Annotated in this window: 13 protein-coding genes and 1 pseudogene; 6 read left to right on the top strand and 8 right to left on the bottom strand. The window is 66.9% G+C overall.

Features of this window, described 5'->3' with window-relative positions:
* Positions 1-139: 139 nt before the first annotated feature.
* Together speA and ACEPA4_RS18600 are read left to right on the top strand one after the other, a co-directional pair.
* A complete protein-coding gene (speA, locus tag ACEPA4_RS18605) occupies positions 140-2,029 on the top strand; it encodes an arginine decarboxylase (protein WP_061480252.1) in 1,890 nt (629 codons plus the stop codon).
* Positions 2,030-2,072: 43 nt separating this feature from the next.
* A complete protein-coding gene (locus tag ACEPA4_RS18600) occupies positions 2,073-2,393 on the top strand; it encodes a DUF6122 family protein (protein WP_005411369.1) in 321 nt (106 codons plus the stop codon).
* A 132-nt stretch (positions 2,394-2,525) separates the two neighbouring features.
* On the opposite strand, the gene ACEPA4_RS18595 is transcribed toward ACEPA4_RS18600, so the two are convergent.
* The 3 genes from ACEPA4_RS18595 to ACEPA4_RS18585 are packed head-to-tail and all read right to left on the bottom strand — an operon-like array spanning position 2,526 to position 4,791.
* Positions 2,526-3,845, bottom strand: coding sequence for a sensor histidine kinase (locus ACEPA4_RS18595; protein ID WP_262090106.1), 1,320 nt, complete (start codon positions 3,843-3,845; stop codon positions 2,526-2,528).
* Positions 3,842-4,501 carry a response regulator transcription factor gene (locus tag ACEPA4_RS18590; RefSeq protein ID WP_262090105.1) on the bottom strand — a complete coding sequence of 220 codons (660 nt, stop codon included), beginning with the start codon at positions 4,499-4,501 and terminating at the stop codon, positions 3,842-3,844. Before ACEPA4_RS18590 ends, ACEPA4_RS18595 begins: the two co-directional genes overlap by 4 nt.
* The gene (locus ACEPA4_RS18585) at positions 4,501-4,791 is read right to left on the bottom strand and encodes a PepSY domain-containing protein (RefSeq protein ID WP_053497441.1); all 291 of its coding nucleotides are present in this window, start codon (positions 4,789-4,791) and stop codon (positions 4,501-4,503) included. Before ACEPA4_RS18585 ends, ACEPA4_RS18590 begins: the two co-directional genes overlap by 1 nt.
* Positions 4,792-4,942: 151 nt before the next feature.
* Here ACEPA4_RS18585 and ACEPA4_RS18580 point away from each other — a divergent pair, with 151 nt between their 5' ends.
* Positions 4,943-5,377 carry a PepSY domain-containing protein gene (locus ACEPA4_RS18580; protein ID WP_262090104.1) on the top strand — a complete coding sequence of 145 codons (435 nt, stop codon included), beginning with the start codon at positions 4,943-4,945 and terminating at the stop codon, positions 5,375-5,377.
* A gap of 83 nt (positions 5,378-5,460) precedes the next feature.
* Here ACEPA4_RS18580 and ACEPA4_RS18575 read toward each other — a convergent pair whose 3' ends face one another.
* The 3 genes from ACEPA4_RS18575 to ACEPA4_RS18565 all read right to left on the bottom strand — a co-directional run bounded on the left by ACEPA4_RS18575 (position 5,461) and on the right by ACEPA4_RS18565 (position 7,785).
* Positions 5,461-5,943, bottom strand: a complete 483-nt coding sequence (locus ACEPA4_RS18575; RefSeq protein WP_019661543.1) for a hypothetical protein — start codon at positions 5,941-5,943, stop codon at positions 5,461-5,463.
* 126 nt (positions 5,944-6,069) lie between these two features.
* Positions 6,070-7,278, bottom strand: a complete 1,209-nt coding sequence (locus ACEPA4_RS18570) for an FAD-binding oxidoreductase (protein ID WP_262090103.1) — start codon at positions 7,276-7,278, stop codon at positions 6,070-6,072.
* Between the two features lie 12 nt (positions 7,279-7,290).
* Entirely contained in the window at positions 7,291-7,785 is a 495-nt protein-coding gene (locus ACEPA4_RS18565) for a lipocalin family protein (RefSeq protein WP_005419954.1), read from the bottom strand.
* A 182-nt stretch (positions 7,786-7,967) separates the two neighbouring features.
* On the opposite strand from ACEPA4_RS18565, the gene ACEPA4_RS18560 reads away from it, so the two are divergent.
* Positions 7,968-8,216, top strand: a complete 249-nt coding sequence (locus ACEPA4_RS18560; RefSeq protein WP_005419952.1) for a hypothetical protein — start codon at positions 7,968-7,970, stop codon at positions 8,214-8,216.
* 89 nt (positions 8,217-8,305) lie between these two features.
* Complete coding sequence (locus ACEPA4_RS18555) at positions 8,306-10,726, top strand: DUF3772 domain-containing protein (RefSeq protein ID WP_065186534.1); 2,421 nt, start codon at positions 8,306-8,308, stop codon at positions 10,724-10,726.
* Positions 10,727-11,323: 597 nt separating this feature from the next.
* On the opposite strand, the gene ACEPA4_RS18550 is transcribed toward ACEPA4_RS18555, so the two are convergent.
* Both ACEPA4_RS18550 and ACEPA4_RS18545 read right to left on the bottom strand, forming a co-directional pair.
* Positions 11,324-13,429 (bottom strand): phosphoglycerol transferase I, encoded by a 2,106-nt coding sequence (locus ACEPA4_RS18550; RefSeq protein ID WP_111129211.1) that lies wholly within the window; start codon positions 13,427-13,429, stop codon positions 11,324-11,326.
* A gap of 245 nt (positions 13,430-13,674) precedes the next feature.
* A pseudogene (locus ACEPA4_RS18545) lies at positions 13,675-15,321 on the bottom strand (ABC1 kinase family protein); the annotation flags it as partial.
* A 207-nt stretch (positions 15,322-15,528) separates the two neighbouring features.
* Between ACEPA4_RS18545 and ACEPA4_RS18540 the strand changes: the two are divergent.
* On the top strand, positions 15,529-16,455 hold the full coding sequence (locus ACEPA4_RS18540; RefSeq protein ID WP_005419938.1) for a DUF808 domain-containing protein: 927 nt from the start codon (positions 15,529-15,531) through the stop codon (positions 16,453-16,455).
* Positions 16,456-16,486 lie beyond the last annotated feature (31 nt).

Raw genomic sequence — 16,486 nt, 5'->3', positions numbered from 1 at the left:
GTGGCACAGATGCCACATCCGGACGGATCGGCCCGTTCAGGTTGGAACCTGTCACGGGCGCGGGCGCGCATGATAACGAACCTGTGGGCACATAGGCGTTATCATGCCCCCCCTTTTATTGCCAACAAGGCCGACTGAAATGACCGATTGGTCCCTCGACCAAGCCCGCAAGACCTACTCGATCCCGCATTGGGCGGACGGTTACTTCGACGTGGATCAGGCCGGGCACATGGTGGTGAGACCGACCGGGGCGGACGGCCCGGTGGTGTCGCTGCCCAAGGTGGTCGATGCGGCGCGCGCGGCGGGCGCCAAGCTGCCGCTGCTGGTGCGCTTCCCGGACATCCTCGGCCAGCGCCTGGGCAAGCTGCAGGCGGCCTTCGCCCAGGCCCAGCAGGACTGGGAGTACAGCGGCGGCTACACCGCCGTGTACCCGATCAAGGTCAATCAGACCCGCGGCGTGGCCGGCACCCTGGCCAGCCACCACGGCGAGGGCTTCGGCCTGGAAGCGGGCAGCAAGCCCGAGCTGATGGCCGTGCTGGCGCTGTCGCGCCCGGGCGGGCTGATCGTCTGCAACGGCTACAAGGACCGCGAGTACATCCGCCTGGCCCTGATCGGCCGCAAGCTGGGCCTGCAGACCTTCATCGTCATCGAGAAGCCGTCCGAGCTGAAGCTGGTGCTGGAAGAGTCCAAGGCGCTGGACGTGAAGCCGGGCCTGGGTGTGCGCATGCGCCTGGCCTCGCTGGGCGCCGGCAAGTGGCAGAACAGCGGTGGCGACAAGGCCAAGTTCGGCCTGTCGCCGCGCCAGCTGCTGGACCTGTGGAAGTCGCTGCGTGACACCGAGTATGCCGACTGCCTGAACCTGCTGCACTTCCACATGGGCTCGCAGATCTCCAACGTGCGCGACATCGCCAACGGCATGCGCGAAGCCACCCGCTACTTCGTGGAGCTGTCGCGCCTGGGCGCGAAGATCACCCACGTCGACGTGGGCGGTGGCCTGGGCGTGGATTATGAAGGCACCCGTTCGCGCAGCTTCTGCTCGATCAACTACGGCCTGCATTCCTACGCCAGCAACATCGTGCAGCCGCTGGCCAATGCCTGCGAAGAATTCGGCCTGACCCCGCCGCGCATCGTCACCGAGTGCGGCCGCGCGATGACCGCACACCACGCGGTGCTGATCGCCAATGTGTCGGAAGTGGAAGAGGCGCAGGAAGGCCGCGTGCCGGACCAGCACGACGACGAGCCGGCGGCGATCCGCCACCTGCGCGAGATCCATGACGAGCTGGACGTGCGCCCGGCGGTGGAACTGTTCCAGGAAGCCCAGCATTTCCATGCCGAAGGCCTGGCCAGCTACGCGCTGGGCCAGATCGACCTGCCGCAGCGTGCGCGCATCGACGATCTGTTCTACGCCATCGCCCACGGCGTGCGTGCGCGCCTGAGCTATGACGAGAAGAGCCACCGCCCGGTGCTGGACGAACTGAACGAGCGCCTGGTCGACAAGTACTTCGTCAACTTCAGCGTGTTCGAATCGATCCCGGACGTGTGGGCGATCGACCAGGTGTTCCCGATCGTGCCGATCGAGCGCCTGGACGAGACCCCGGACCGCCGCGGCATCATCGCTGACATGACCTGCGACTCGGACGGCATGGTGGAAACCTATGTCGAGAACGAGAGCCTGGACAGCTCGCTGCCGCTGCACAAGATGAAGCCGGGCGAGAGCTACCGCATCGGCTTCTTCATGGTCGGCGCGTACCAGGAAATCCTGGGCGACATCCATAACCTGTTCGGCGATACCGACGCGGTGGAAGTGCTGGCCGATGCCGATGGCTATGCCATTACCCAGCAGCGCCGCGGCGACACCACCGACGTGATGCTGGATTACGTGGGTTACCGCCTGGACGAACTGCGGGCGACCTATGCGCAGCGCGTGGCTGCAGCGCAGCTGTCGCCGGAACGCGCGCAGGAACTGTCGGACGCGCTGGAAGCCGGCCTGACCGGTTATACCTACCTCTCCGACGAGCCGTTGGTCTGAGGTAAACGGGAACGCCGGGCATGGCCCGGCGCTACCGGTCACCATGAGCGCGCGCGCGATCTTCCACCTGTTCCTGCATGCCGCCGTGCCAGCGTTGCTGGCATGGTTGTTCTGGCGCAAGCGCTTCGCCTCGGCGTGGCTGCTGATGCTGCTGGGCTGGATCATCGACCTGGACCATCTGCTGGCCGACCCGATCTATGCACCGAACCGCTGCAGCATTGGTTTCCATCCGCTGCACACCGCACCGGCCATTGCGGTCTATGCCGGGCTGTGCGTGCCGAAGAAAACGCGGTTGTTCGGCATCGGTCTGATCATCCACATCGTGCTGGACGCAATTGATTGCTGGTGGATGCACCACCGTTGATGCTTGATGCACGGCGACCGGTCGGATTGGCGCTTGGTAGAGCCGGCCGCTGGCCGGCTTCCGCAGGGTGTTCCTGGTGACCACGTGGTTGCCGGCCAGCGGCCGGCACTACCCACCGTCAGGTTGGTCGCTTCACGCCACCGGCAACCACAACGTTGCGCGCAGGCCGGGCTGCGCATTTTCCAGCACCACGCGCCCGCCGTAGCTGGCGGCGATATCGCCCACGATCGCCAACCCCAATCCACTGCTGCCCACGCGCTCATCCAGCCGCACGCCACGCTGGGTGACCCGTTCCAGCGCGTCTGCAGCCAGGCCGGGGCCGTCGTCGCGGACCCCAATGCGCAACTGGCCGTCGTCGGCCTCCGCGCTGACCTGGACCTGCCGTTGTGCCCAGCGCCCGGCATTGTCCAGCAGGTTGCCCAGCATCTCCTCCAGATCCGCGCTGGCACCGGCGAACTGCAGCGTCGGGTCGATGCCCGCCGCCGTGAACGCGATGCCACGTTCGCCATGCACGCGTGCCATCAGCCGGCACATCGCCTGTGCGACGGCCGCCACGTCGGTGCGCTGGCGATGGTCGGCGGCCAGTCCTGCAGCCAGGTAACGGTCGACACTGGCCTGCATGCGCGCACTCTGCTCGCGCACGGTGGCCCGCCAGTCCGCGCCATCGCCGTCAGCTTCGGTGGCCAGCACGCTCAGCGGGGTTTTCATCGCATGCGCCAGATCCTGTGCACTGGTGCGCGCACGCGCGACCATGCGTTGCTGGTGGTCCAGCAGTGCATTGAGTTCTTCCCCCAGCGGTGCGACCTCCGCGCCCAGTTCCTGCGTGTCGATGCGCAGCACATCACCGCGGCGTACCCGTTCCAGCTGCGCACCGAGGCGATGCAGTGGGCGCAGGCCGAAGTGCACCTGGCTGGACAGCACCGCCAGCCACGCCGCAACCAGTACGCCCAGGGCGATGGCGGTGCGGTTGCGGAACGCGGCAACATCCGCATCCAGTGTGCTGCGATCGGTGGCGACCACGGCTACGAACGGTTCGCTGGCGCGTGGCAGGCGCACCTGCTGCACGCGTGCGCGCAGGGATTGCTGCAGCGGCCCGGCCAGGTTGCGGGTGGCCGGCCCGGCAACCGGCGCCGGCAGGGTTTCATCCCACAGCGAGCGCGACTGCAGCAACACGCGGCCATCGGCCCCGGCGATCTGCCAGTAGGCACCGGAGAACACGCGCTGGAAGCGTGCGTCATTGGGTTCCTGGCGCAGGCGCAGCTGTCCGTCCGCATCCACTTCGGCCTGCGCCAGCAGGGTCAGCATGTCCTGCTGCAGTTCGTGGTCGAGGCGGTCACGCGCACTGCGCTTGAACAGCTCGCCCAGCAGCGCGCTGGCCAGCAGCGAGACCAGCAGCAGGCCGACGCCGCCGGCCAGCAGCAGGCGCCGTCGCAGCGATGGTTGCCGGCTCACGGCGCGGCCAGCCGCCAGCCCTGGCCGCGCACGGTCTGGATCAGGTCGATGCCGAGCTTGCGGCGCACGCGTCCGAGCAGCACGTCCAGTGCGTTGGAGTCTGGGTCGTGGCCACCGTCGAACACCTGTTCGCCGAGGCGATCACGGCCGATCACCTGGCCGCTGTGATGGATGAAGTAGCTGAGCAGCCGGAACTCCTGCGGACTGAGCGGCAACGGCTTGCCGTCCAGCTCGAAACGACCGACGTTGACGTCCAGCTGCAGCGGGCCGCAGTGCAGGCGGGGGCTTGCGTGGCCGTGGCTGCGGCGGATCAAGGCGCGCAGCCGCAGCACCAGTTCGTCGGCCTGGAACGGTTTGGTCAGGTAGTCGTCGGCACCGGCATCGAAGCCAGCCAGCTTGTCGTGCCAGCGCCCGCGCGCGGTCAGCACCAGCACCGGAAAGCTGCGGCCATTGCCGCGCCAGCGCTCGATCACGCTCAGTCCATCCAGTCCGGGCAGGCCGAGGTCGACGATGGCGGCCTGCAGGTCCTCGATCTGGCCGATCTCCTCGGCCTGGCGACCGTCGGCGACCACCGCCACCACATAGCCGGCCTGTTCCAGCAGGGGCACCAGGCGCTGTGCCAGTGCGGCATCGTCTTCGGCCAACAGGATGCGCATCAGTCGTCGAGCTCCGTCTTCAGCAGCTTTCCGCTGCGCGCATCATAGTCCAGCTCCACCACCACGCCGTCGCCGCGCAGGATCTCCACTTCGTAGACGCCGTCGTCCAGCTCCACTTCCAGCAGTTGGCCGGGGTAGCGCTTGAGTGCATCACGCACCACGCTTTCCAATGGCACGTAGCGGCCCTGCTGCACGGCGCGGCGCGCGACCTGCTGCGCCGGGTCCTGTACGTGCGCGGCGGCGATCGGGGCGTTGGCCAGGGCCAGCAGCAGGGGCAGGGTGGCGAGCATGCGGGTGCAGAAAGAATGAGGGGTTCAGGCGCGAGTGTGCCGGGGATGACTAACAGCCGGCTAACAGCCACGGCTAAGGCGCTGTTAGCCGAGGCATGCATCGTGGCGTTGCCGGGATGGTCCGGCTACGAACACGAACAGGAGACCCCCCATGTTGAAGTCGCTCACCCTCGCCACTGTTGCCCTGCTGGCCATCGCACCGGCCGCACAGGCCGCACCGCTGGGTATGGCCCATGTCGAACAGACCCTGCGCAAGGCCGGTTATACCCAGATCCACGAAATCGAACGCGATGATGGCCTGTGGGAGGCCGACGTGAGCCGCGCCGATGGCCGCTTCAGCGAGGTCTACGTGGACCCGAAGACCGGCGAGATCTTCGACGAGCACAACGGGCGCGCGCTGTTGACCACCGAGCAGGTGCTGGCACGGGCGCAGTCGCATGGCCTGCGCGAGATCCATTCGCTGGAACGCGATGGTGCGACCTGGTCGCTGGAAGCCCGCAATGCCCGCAACCAGAAGGTGGAGGCGCGCCTGAGCGGTTACGACGGCCGTATCCTGCACAGCGAGCGCGATGGCTGGCTGGATTGACGTTGGCCCATGTAGAGCCGAGCCCATGCTCGGCTTTGCGGCCAACCGTAGCCGAGCATGGGCTCGGCTCTACAGGAGCTGGCTTACCAGCCGTACGGCGGCGGGTAGTCCCAATAGCCCGGGCCGCGGCCGTAATAGCCGCCATACGGACCGAAGAAGCCCGGTCCCTTGCCTTCGCTCACGTGGATGTTGACGTTGACCCCGTGGGTCTTGCCCTCATCGGTGGTGTAGTTCTTGCTCAGGTTCAGCGTGGCCGCGTTGTAGTGGCTGTTGCCACCGTTCTTGGAATAGCCGATGCCGGTGGTGAAGCTGCCCGACACCTTGACCTTGTCGTCGGTGACGTCGGCGATCTTCGCGTCGTCGTGCACGCGCGGGCCGCTCTTGTCACCGTAATAGGTGCCGGGCGGGTCCTGCTGCAGGGCCGGGTCGTTGAGATAGCGCATCGGCGCCTGCGGCAGCGTCAGGTCCAGGCCGGCAGCCTGCGGCGCGGTGGCGCCGGCGGCGGACTGGGCCAGCACGGTTCCCGGCAGGGCCAGGCACAGCAGCAGGGTCAGGGGGCGGATCATGACGGCGCTCCAGCGGACAGGTGGCCACGCAACACGCGGCGGTACAGGCCGACGCTAGCAGGGGTTGCTTGAATGATGCCTGTCGGCGCCCGCTTGCGGTAGAGCCAGGCCATGCCTGGCTGCACGCTACAACCGTTCGAACCCGAACAGCCCTTCCAGCGCATGCTTGCGCCGCTCGATCCGGGCGCGCAGCAGTTGGGCGCCGATCATTGAATAAGTGATGCCGTTGCCGCCGTAGGCCATGGCGAAATGGACCCGCGGCCCCCACTGCGCGTGCGGGCCGAAGAAGGGCAGGCCGTCGGCGGTTTCGGCGAAGGTGCCGGCCCAGGAAAAAGCGGGCACCGGGTCCAGCTGCGGGAACCAGTGCAGCAGCTGACCCATCAGCTTTTCGGCCTTGCGCTGCACGCGCCGGTCGCGCCGCGCCGGGATATCGATGGCGTCGTCCAGCCCACCCACCAGCAGGCGGCGGTCGCCGGTGGCGCGCAGGTACAGGTACGGGCGTGCGCTCTCCCACACCATCGTGCGCTGCAGCCGGCCCAGCGTGTCCGCATCGATCGGGTCGGTGATGAAGGCGTAGCTGCTGCGGTTGCGCGCGACCCGCTGTTCAAGCCAACGCTGGTTGGCGTAGCCCATGGCCAGGACCACGTGGCGGGCACGGACCGTGGCGCCGGCCTCGGTCATCGCGGTTACGCCCTGCGCGCCAGGCCTGAGCGTGTGCAGCACGGTGCGGTCGTGCACATGGCCGCCGCGACGGCGCACTCGTTTGAGCAGGCCGTAGGTGAGGCAGTAGGGATCGATCCGCGCCGCCTGGCGGGTCAACAGGGCGCCGCCGGCATCCACGTCGAAGCGTTCGCGCAGGGCTTCGCGGTCCAGCCAACGCGCGTCCAGTCCAATATCACGGCGTGCAGCTCCTTCGGCCATCAGGCGCGGCACGTCGCGCCGCCGGCTGGCCAGGTACAGGCTGTCCATCTGCCGGAAGTCCACCTCCTTCAGCCCGCGTGCCACTTCAGCCAGTGTCGGGATCGCGTCGGCACAGGCAAGGTAGGCCAGGGCGGCGGCATCCTTGCCATAGCGCTCGGCCAGTTCCAGCAGATGGGTATCGATCTCATACTGCAACAGCGCGGTGCTGGCCGCCGTGCTGCCCCAGCCGATGTCGCGCTGCTCGATCACCGCCACCTCATGGCCGTGGGCGGACAGTTCGTCGGCGATCAGCGCACCGGTGATGCCGCCACCGACCACCAGCACGTCGCAGCGCAGATCCTGCTCCAGCGGGGGAAAGGCCTGCAGCAGTCCGTTGCGCACTGCCCACCAGGGGTAGCCACTTTTCAGGTCCATGCGTGGTCGTGCTCAGGCGGTGGGGTGGCCGGTATGCGGGGTCTGGATCAGTTCGGACAGATCGAAGCCCTGCAGGCGGGCCGCGGCCAGATAATGGTCCTGCACGGTCGCGTCCAGGCGTGGCTCGCGCGCCAGCAGCCACAGGTACTTGCGATCCGGGCTGCCGACCAGCGAGACGCTGTAGTCCGGGGCGACCTGGATCACCCAATAGTCGCCCTTGGCGAACGGCAGCCAGCGCAGGCCCTTGGGCAGGAAACTGACTTCCAGGCGCGCGCTGTCGTTGTCGACGGCGCAGGCCTCGCCGGTGGCTTCTTCGATCTCGCCGTCCATGCGGCAGCGGTTGGTGACGCCGACATTGCCGTTGTCGAGCAGGGTGTAGTGCGCCGACACATCGGTGCAGCCTTCCGGCTCGTGGCGCATCGGTAGGCGCGCGATCTCGTACCAGGTGCCCAGGTAGCGCGGCAGCTTGAGGTCGGCGACGGTCTTCAGCGGCGGGTGCTCGGTCATCGGTCATCGTGGCAGGGGCGGGCCTCCACGATGCCGATGGGCTCGCCATGGGCGGGTGAAGCCGGGGCGATGGCCGTGTCCAGAACGATCCGTCGCCGCTGCGACGTGCCTGTTGTCACCGGCATGGCGGTATCCTGCCGCCAGCGCCGTGTTTTCCTGATCCAACCAAGGTGGAGGTGCCGATGTACCAGGTGATCCTGTTGAAGAGTGAATCCGCGTTCGCACGCGAACAGTGGCCGCAGGTCGATGATCTGGTCGACTACGAGGGCGTCAGCTACAGCCTGCGAGCCGGCCCGCGCCAGCCACTGCCGACCGACCACGAGTGGCACCCGGTGGCGGTATATGCGCCCGATGAGATCACCGAGGAAGAGTTCCAGGACTGGTACGCGCTGCAGCAGCCGACCGTGGAAGAGCTGCGCCTCAAGTACTGATACTGCTGCGCGTCCCCCATCCGTCCTTTACCGCCTCTGCCGTATAGTCGCGCCCAGGCGCGGTGGTCCGCGCGAACCGGTGTGGCTGCGTGTCTTCTTTCCTGCGATCGATCCGTGCACGAGGGCCCTGGTGGGCCCTGCTGCTGTGCACTGCCTTCCTGCTGTCCGCGCCGGTGCTGGCGCAGGAGGAGGACCCCACGCCCAAGCAACAGCTGGCGGACATCGATTCGCGGTTGAAGGATGTCGAGCGCAAGCGTGGCGATGCGGAAGCCACCGAGACGCTGGCGATGCTGTCCGAGAATGCCTCGCAGGCACGGCGTGACGCCGAGGCACTGGAAAAGGCACTGCAGCCCCAGCTGGATCGCATCAACGAGCAGCTGGCGCAGCTGGGGACGCCTGCCGAGGGCACCACGGAGCCGCCGGAGCTGGCAGCGCAGCGACGGGCCATAACCAGGCAGCGCGACGCCCTGGCCGCGTCGGTAGCGCAGGCCAAGGCCAGTGCCGTGCGTGCACAGCAGCTGGCGGCGGACATCGAGCAGCAGCGCACCGCACAACGTACGGAAGAACTGGGCCAGAAGGTCGCCTCGCCGCTGTCGCCTGCGTTGTGGAGCAAGGTGGCCGAGCGCCTGCCGATCGATATCGCGCGCGTTGCGCCGTTGGCCGAGCAGGGGCGTGACGCGCTGGTGGCCGGCATCCGCACCCATGGCTGGGGCACGCCGTTGCTGGGCCTGCTGGCCGCGCTGGTGATGATGTTCCCGCTGCGGTTGTGGCTGCGCAGGCTGGGGCGGCAGTTCGCCGCGTCCGAGCGCGCACCTGATGGACGACTGCGCCGGTCTGGCCTGGCGATGTGGCTGCTGCTGGTGGGCACGCTGCTGCCCGGTTATGCCGTGGTGGTACTGATGGCGGCGCTGGATGCGATCGATGCCATCGCGCCGCGCTTGCAGGTCGTGGCCGACGGCCTGGAGACCGCCACCTTCCGTGCGGCCTTCATTGCCGCGCTCAGCGCCTGCCTGCTGGTGCCCAAGCGCCCGTCATGGCGGCTGTTGAACCTGGACGACACCGCCGCGCTGAAGCTGCGCAAATATGCCTGGGGCGCGGCGGCGCTGGCCTGGCTGAGCACGGTGCTGGTGGCCCTCGACCAGGCTACGCGCACCAGCGACGTCACCACGGTGGCGTTGGACGGCCTGATTGCCCTGACCTACCTCGGCCTGATCATGGCCATGCTGGTGACCCTGGCGCGCCTGCATCGCCGGCAGACCGCCGAGGCCGAGGCCAAGCTGGAAGCACAGGCCGATGGCGTGGGGGCAACCACGCCCGTGCGCCGCAGCAGCTGGCTGGTACTGGCCCGGGTAGCGGGCAATATCGCGGTGGTGGCGGCCATCGTTGCCACGTTGCTGGGCTACCTGAATTTCGCCAAGTTCGTGAACCAGCAGCTGATCGGCGGCAGCATCGTCGTGCTGGCCGCAACCCTGCTGTTCAAGTTCGTCGATGACCTGAGCACCTGGATGCTCAACGCCGACAGCAAGGTCGGCCAGACCATCCTGCTCAGCACCGGCCTGAGCGTATCGCGGCTGGAACAGGCGGGCGTGCTGCTGTCGGCGGCGTTGCGCACCATCGTCGTACTGATCGCGCTGCTGGCGCTGGTGGCACCGTTCGGCAACATCGGCGCGGTGGTGGAGCGCTTCTCCTCGCTGTTCACCTCTGGATTCGACATTGGCGGAACCAAGCTGGAGCCGGTGCGCATCGTGCTGGCGGTGCTGGTGCTGCTGGCTGGCCTGGCCGTTACCCAGCTGGTACAGCGCTGGCTGACCGACACCTACCTGCCCAAGACCGAGCTGGATCTGGGCGCGCGCAATTCGGTGAGTACCGTTGCCCGCTATGTGGGCATCATCATCGCGGTGATCTGGGCGCTGTCGGCGATGGGCCTGCAGCTGAGCAAGCTGGCATTGCTGGTCAGCGCGCTGTCGGTGGGTATCGGTTTCGGCCTGCAGGTGATCACCCAGAACTTTGTTTCCGGCCTGATCCTGCTGGCCGAGCGGCCGGTGAAGATCGGCGACTGGGTGAAGCTGGGCGACCAGGAGGGCGACATCCGCCGCATCAGCCTGCGATCGACCGAGATCCAGGTGGGCGACAAGTCGACGTTGATCGTGCCCAACTCCGAGCTGGTCACCAAGACCGTGCGCAACATGACGATGGGCAACAACCAGGGCCGCATCCAGATCCAGTTCGCGGTGCCGCCCAGCACGGATGTCGGCAATCTGCGGCAGGCGCTGCTGGATGCGTACACCGCGCACACCAACGTGCTGAAACAGCCGGCACCGACGGTCTACATCGACAGCATTGCCGGTGGCCAGATCACCATCAACAGCTTCGCTTACGTGGCCAGCCCGCGGCAGGTGTACGCCACCCGCAGCGACCTGTACTTCAGCCTGTTGCAGATCCTGGCCGAGCGGAACATTCCGCTGTCGACCCCGACCGACATCCACATCATCCGCGATCCGCAGGAGTAGGGGTTTCTTTGCAGGGCTGCGCCCTGCACCCGCTACAAGCCGGAGCTACGGCAACGGCAACGACAAAAGCTGGTTTCCTGTGGGATGGCGGGGTGGGTCCGGTTGCGGGGGCCGCTGCAGGTACCCCTCCGGGGCCCGGCCCAGCCGCTGGCGGCTGCGCGTTCGGGCGGTTGCGAAGCAGTGCTTCGCAAGCGAAGCGCCCTCACCCATGTAAGCTCGGTCGCCGCATCCATGCGGCTCACGCCCCCGCAACCGGACCCACCCCGCCTTCGACAGTTTTCCGCGATCTTTTGGAATTGCTTTTGGGGTCAGATCCGTTTTCCTCCGGAAAACGGATCTGACCCCAGATTGATTTCGATATCTCACAAAAGTGTCGACCAAGGTCTGCACCTACCGACAGCCGCAGGACTCTGTCAGAGGTGGGGCGGTGTCGGAGTGCGGGGTGTCAGCCGCATGGATGCGGCTGCCAACCTCCAGGGACGGATTTACGGCGTCCCCGCACTCCGACACCGCCCCGCCCAACCACGGAATGCACGCTGTTGCTGTTGCCGTTGCTCCGGTTTGTAGCGGGTGCAGGGCGCAGCCCTGCAAATAGCCCTACCCCCGCGGTCGGCTGCGCGAGGGCACCAGTGCGAACGTATCCACCGCCAGCTTCTCGGCGTGGTTCAACCACGCGCGGATCTCCAGATCGTCCACTTCGTGATCCAACCCGAACGACACGTTGATCTTGCCGTTGGCATCGGGCTGTACCCACTGCTGGGCCAGTACCACCTTGCGCTGCGAGGACACCGCTTCGATCCAGAAACCGCGGTCCGGGCGCGTGCTCGCCACCAGTTGCAGCATGTACTGGCCGGCACGCGTACGGCGTCCCTTCTGGGTGATCATGTGTGCCTGGCGCACGCTCGGGCGCGGGCCCTGGAGCGTATCCAGCGGTGCATCCACCGCGATGCCACCGCGCAGGTCGTTGTCGCGGTACAGCTTGAAGCCGTTGTCGCGGTTGACGAGCAGGGCGCACCAGTCACCATCGGCCGAGCCGTCCTCGAACGCGGTGCAACGGTCGACGTAGGCCAGGGTGTTGTCCGGGTTGGCATCATCGAACTGGCGCGAGGTGTTTTCCAGGTACACCGACTTCAAGCCCCACTCCTTGTCGTACTCCAGCAGCACCGGCGGCTGCACGTGCTGCAGGCCAACGACCACCTGGTCATCGCCATCGATCTTCAGTTCGCGGGTCGGCTGGCCCAGCCACAGCGAACGGGCGAAGGCCAGGTACTGCGGGTAGTCGCGGCCATCATCGCGCCGCGCGGCCACGCTGGCACTGGGCGCGCGCTGCGGGTCGATCAGCGAGCGGCCAAAGCCCATCGTCTTCAGGTTCGGGTCCAGCAGGCTGAGCAGGGTCGCACCGGAATCCAGGGTGGTGCCAGCGTCGGCACTGAGCTGCTGCGGGGCAATGCCGTCGCCGAGGAACAGCAGCAGGTTCTCGCGCTTCTGCTTGGCCAGCACGTGGCTGAGGTCGTTGGGCATCGCCAGGTGGTCGGAGGCGATCACGATCAGCGTGTCCTTCCCATACGGGCTGGCCTGGATACGCTCGACCAGCTGTGAGATCAGGCGGTCGGTGCACTTGAGTGCATTGAGCAGGCCGATGTTGCCGTACCCGCTCCGGTAGCGCTCGCCCTTGCACGACACCGGCAGGTGGCCCGCCGGGTGGTGGGTGTCCATGGTCAGCGTGGTCAGCATGAACGGTGAACCGGCGCGTGAGAGCTGCTCGAAGCGCTGGTAGGCGGTGTCCAGCAGCACGTCGTCGTGCACGCCCCAGGCCGAGTAGTGGATGCGGCCGATCTTCTTCTGCTGCTTGAACCATGCCAGGTCATGCACTTCGTCAAAGCCATGGCTGGCCAGGAACTGGCCCTTGCCGGCGAACTGGCCGTTGGCGCCGCCCAGGTAATGGTTGGTGTAGCCCTGCTGCTTCAGGTAGTCGCCCAGGCACACCGCCTTGGGCAGGAAACTGCCCATGCGGTCCATGCTGTTCTCGTCGCCCTGCGAGGTGGTCAGCGGCACGCCACACATTGACGACACCAGGCCGGCGATGGTCCAACCGCTGCCTTCGGCCGAGGCCAGGCCACGTACGTCCAGCGACTCGGATGCCAGGCGGTTGAGGTTGGGCATCAGGCCGGGAAACACGGCCTCGTCCAGATAGGTGCGTTCCAGGCTCTCGCCGTAGATCCATACGATGTTGCGCGGGCGCTGCAACGGCTGCGTCGGCACTTGGTACTCGGGGGCGATGCGGGCGAAATCGACCGGGCGCAGCTGCTGGTAGAGGCGTTGGCCGTCACGGGCCAGCGGACTGATCAGGATCGTGGCCACCCACACGGTCGCGAAACCGGCGAACAGCGCACCACCGTGGCCGGGCCGGCGCCAGCGCTTCACCCGCGTGGCAAACAGCGGCAGCAGCGAGACCAGCGCCAGCACGATGAAGCCGGCGATGTAGCCCTTGAAGTCGGAGACACCAGCGCCTTCCATGTCGGCGCCGAGGTGATAAAGCGTGGCGGCGTTGAGCCCATCCCCGGACAGCTTGTCGATCAGCCACCACGCGCTGAGCATCAGCAGTAGCAGCGAGAATGCACCGGCCTTCCACCACACCCACTTGTCGGACGCGAGGAACAGCCAGCACAGCAGCAACAACGACAGCAGCAGTATCCAGAGCATAGGCAGCTTCGGCAGTGACGGGGTGGTGGTGATGGACGTCGTACCGACGCGTGTCCATCCGACCGGCGCTGCTGCAAGCACATCCACATGACAGGCCGATGACCCGATAGTGCATGCACGAACCTGACTGAAATGTTTGTTGGAATGACGCGCGCGCGATCACGCCGCGAAGGTAAAACGAGCGTGAAAGGCTTCGTTGGATTGCATTAAAAACCGCATGAATACGCGGCTTTTTCGCCAATGCATCAGCGGTGCCCGCGTTCCTCGCGTGCCCGCGCGCGGCGATCGAACAGCAATGCACTGGTGACGATGCCCAGTCCCAGCACCACGCCGATCAGCAGCAGTATCAGTGCGATCAGGGGATAGCCGAACAGGTGCCAGCCGGTGTCGATCTTCATCATCATTGCCGCAGCCATGATCAACGCGGCGCTGATGATGCCGGCCGCCACGCGGTTGGCGATCTTCTGCAGGTTCTCCATCAACCGCGATTCTTCCAGCCCGGTCACCTTCATCTGCAGGCGGTTCTCGGCCAGCAGCGCCATGATGTCCGACAGCTTGCGCGGCCCATCGCGCAGCAGCTGCTGCAGCTCCATCGCCTCGCTGGCGATGTTGGCCGCCGACAGGGATTTCTTCAGGCGCGCGCGCATCACGTGCTGCAGCTGGCGCTCGACGATGCGGCGCGTGTCCAGCTCCGGTGCCAGCAGCCGGCACACGGTTTCCAGGTTGAGCAGGGCCTTGCCCAGCAGGCTCAGTTCCGGCGGCGTGCGCAGGCCGCAGGCGGTGGCGATGCGCACCATGTCCAGCACCACGCGGCCTTCCGAGAAGCTGCCACTGGCGGCGTAGCGCGCGATCAGCTGGCCGGTCTCACGCAGGTAGCGCTCTTCGTCGAAGGCCTCCAGCCGCGTGCTGATGCTGATCAGATCGTCGGCCACCTCTTCGCCGCGGCCATCGACGGCGGCGAACAGGATCTTCAGCAGCCGCTCGCGCAGGCGCGGCGGCATGTGCGCGACCATGCCCAGGTCGAAGATCGCCAGCCGGCCATCGGGCATCACCCGCAGGTTGCCCGGGTGCGGGTCGGCATGGATCTCGCCATGCACGAAGATCTGGTCCAGATAGCCGCGGATGAGCGCCGCTGCCAGCGGATCCATGTCCTGCTCGGTGCGGCGCACGCCAGAGATCGCATCCACGCGCACGCCGGTGGCGAGCTCCATGGTCAGCACGCGCTGGCTGCTGTAGTCCCAGATCGGCTGCGGCACCCACAGGCGGCGGAAGGGCCGCAGATGCCGTCCGAAGCGGGCCAGATTCTCGGCCTCGGCGTGGTAGTCCAGCTCCTGCATCAGGGTCTTGGCGAACTCGTTGAGCCAATCGCGCAGGCGCACGCGGCGGCCCACCTGGGTCAGGTGATCGGCGGCCAGCGCAAAGCTGCGCAGCGCTTCCAGGTCCGAGCGCAGCTGCGCGGCCACCTCAGGCTTCTGCACTTTCACCGCCACGTGGCGGCCATCATGCAGCACCGCGCGATGCACCTGCGCGATCGACGCACAGCCCAACGGCTCGGGATCGAACGAGGCAAACAGCTTGCTAACCCCCACGCCCAGCTCCTGCTCGATGATGGCGTGGATGCGCTCGACCGGGATCGGCGCCACCTTTTCCTGCATGCGTTCCAGGGCGGTGGCGAACTCCACCGGTACCATGTCCGGGCGGGTGGACAGCATCTGGCCCAGCTTGACGAAGGTCGGCCCCAAGGCCTCCAGGTCACTGACGAACTGCTCCGGGTTGCCATCGGCGGGCACGTCGGCCTGGTTGCTGGCGACGTCCAGGTTCATGCCCGAGAAAACGCCCGAATGGCGGTAGCGCATCAGCAGGCGCAGGATCTGGCTGCGCCGGTTCATGCCTTTGACCAGCGGGGGATTGCCATTGGCGGTGGGCGGATTGCTCAAGCGTAACTCCCATGCGGCAAGGACGGTAGTGCCGGGCGCTGGCCGGCAATGTCCGGATTCGGCAGTGTCGCCGGGGGAAGGTGGGCATGCGGTGAACCCCGCGGCTATCGCAGAGACCGGCGGATCGGTCAGAATCGGCGCATTCCCTCTCTTGGACGCCCCATGGCCGGTGCCAGCCTGTTCGCCCTGCTCGACGATATCGCCTCCCTGCTCGACGATGTCTCGGTGCTGACCAAGGTCGCCGCGAAGAAGACCGCCGGTGTGCTGGGCGACGATCTGGCGCTGAACGCGCAGCAGGTGACCGGGGTCAACGCCAACCGCGAGCTGCCAGTGGTGTGGGCGGTGGCCAAGGGCTCGCTGGTCAACAAGGTGATCCTGGTGCCGGCGGCCCTGGCGATCAGTGCGTTGGAAGCCTGGCTGCGCAGCCGCGGCTGGAACGTGCCGCTGATCGTGCCGCTGATGATGATCGGCGGTGCCTTCCTGTGCTTCGAAGGCGTGGAGAAGCTGGCGCACCGCTTCCTGCATTCCTCCGACGACGATGCCGAACGCCAGGCCGAACGCCGCAAGGCGCTGGCTGACGCGCAGGTGGACATGGTCGCGTGGGAGAAGGACAAGGTGAAGGGCGCGATCCGCACCGACTTCATCCTTTCGGCCGAGATCATCGTGCTCACCCTGGGCGTGGTCGCCACTGCGTCGTTCACCAACCAGATCCTCACGCTGAGCGTGGTCGCACTGGCGATGACCGTGTTCGTCTACGGACTGGTGGCAGGCATCGTCAAGCTCGATGACGTTGGGCTGTACCTGTCGCGCAAGGGCGGTGCCATTGCCGCCTTCGGTCGCGGGCTGGTGGCGTCGGCGCCGTGGCTGATGAAGTTCCTGTCGGTGGCCGGCACCATCGCCATGTTCCTGGTCGGCGGCGGCATCCTGGTGCACAACGTGCCGGCCCTGCACCACGCGGTGCAGGCGCTGGGCGGCGAAGGGCAGTGGGGCTGGCTGGTGAGCGCGGTGGGCAACATGGTGGTCGGCATCATCGCCGGCGCCATCGTGCTGGCAGCGGTGACCGGGTTGCAGAAGCTGCGCGGTAAATAAGCCCGTAGACCCTCGGGGTCAGATCCCTTTT

It is taken from the genome of Stenotrophomonas sp. P2112, from assembly GCF_041897515.1.
In the GTDB taxonomy this organism is placed as follows: Bacteria; Pseudomonadota; Gammaproteobacteria; order Xanthomonadales; family Xanthomonadaceae; genus Stenotrophomonas; species Stenotrophomonas sepilia.
This window is presented reverse-complemented; position numbering and strand designations above follow the sequence as displayed.

What these genes read in the sequence shown, in the direction of transcription:
- ACEPA4_RS18600 (WP_005411369.1), top strand. Translation starts at nt 2,073, where the DNA reads ATGAGCGCGCGCGCGATCTTCCACCTGTTCCTGCATGCCGCCGTGCCA.
- ACEPA4_RS18590 (WP_262090105.1), bottom strand. Translation starts at nt 4,501, where the DNA reads ATGCGCATCCTGTTGGCCGAAGACGATGCCGCACTGGCACAGCGCCTG.
- ACEPA4_RS18540 (WP_005419938.1), top strand. Translation starts at nt 15,529, where the DNA reads ATGGCCGGTGCCAGCCTGTTCGCCCTGCTCGACGATATCGCCTCCCTG.
- ACEPA4_RS18585 (WP_053497441.1), bottom strand. Translation starts at nt 4,791, where the DNA reads ATGCTCGCCACCCTGCCCCTGCTGCTGGCCCTGGCCAACGCCCCGATC.
- ACEPA4_RS18550 (WP_111129211.1), bottom strand. Translation starts at nt 13,429, where the DNA reads ATGCTCTGGATACTGCTGCTGTCGTTGTTGCTGCTGTGCTGGCTGTTC.
- ACEPA4_RS18565 (WP_005419954.1), bottom strand. Translation starts at nt 7,785, where the DNA reads ATGACCGAGCACCCGCCGCTGAAGACCGTCGCCGACCTCAAGCTGCCG.
- ACEPA4_RS18580 (WP_262090104.1), top strand. Translation starts at nt 4,943, where the DNA reads ATGTTGAAGTCGCTCACCCTCGCCACTGTTGCCCTGCTGGCCATCGCA.
- ACEPA4_RS18570 (WP_262090103.1), bottom strand. Translation starts at nt 7,278, where the DNA reads ATGGACCTGAAAAGTGGCTACCCCTGGTGGGCAGTGCGCAACGGACTG.
- ACEPA4_RS18575 (WP_019661543.1), bottom strand. Translation starts at nt 5,943, where the DNA reads ATGATCCGCCCCCTGACCCTGCTGCTGTGCCTGGCCCTGCCGGGAACC.
- speA (WP_061480252.1), top strand. Translation starts at nt 140, where the DNA reads ATGACCGATTGGTCCCTCGACCAAGCCCGCAAGACCTACTCGATCCCG.
- ACEPA4_RS18560 (WP_005419952.1), top strand. Translation starts at nt 7,968, where the DNA reads ATGTACCAGGTGATCCTGTTGAAGAGTGAATCCGCGTTCGCACGCGAA.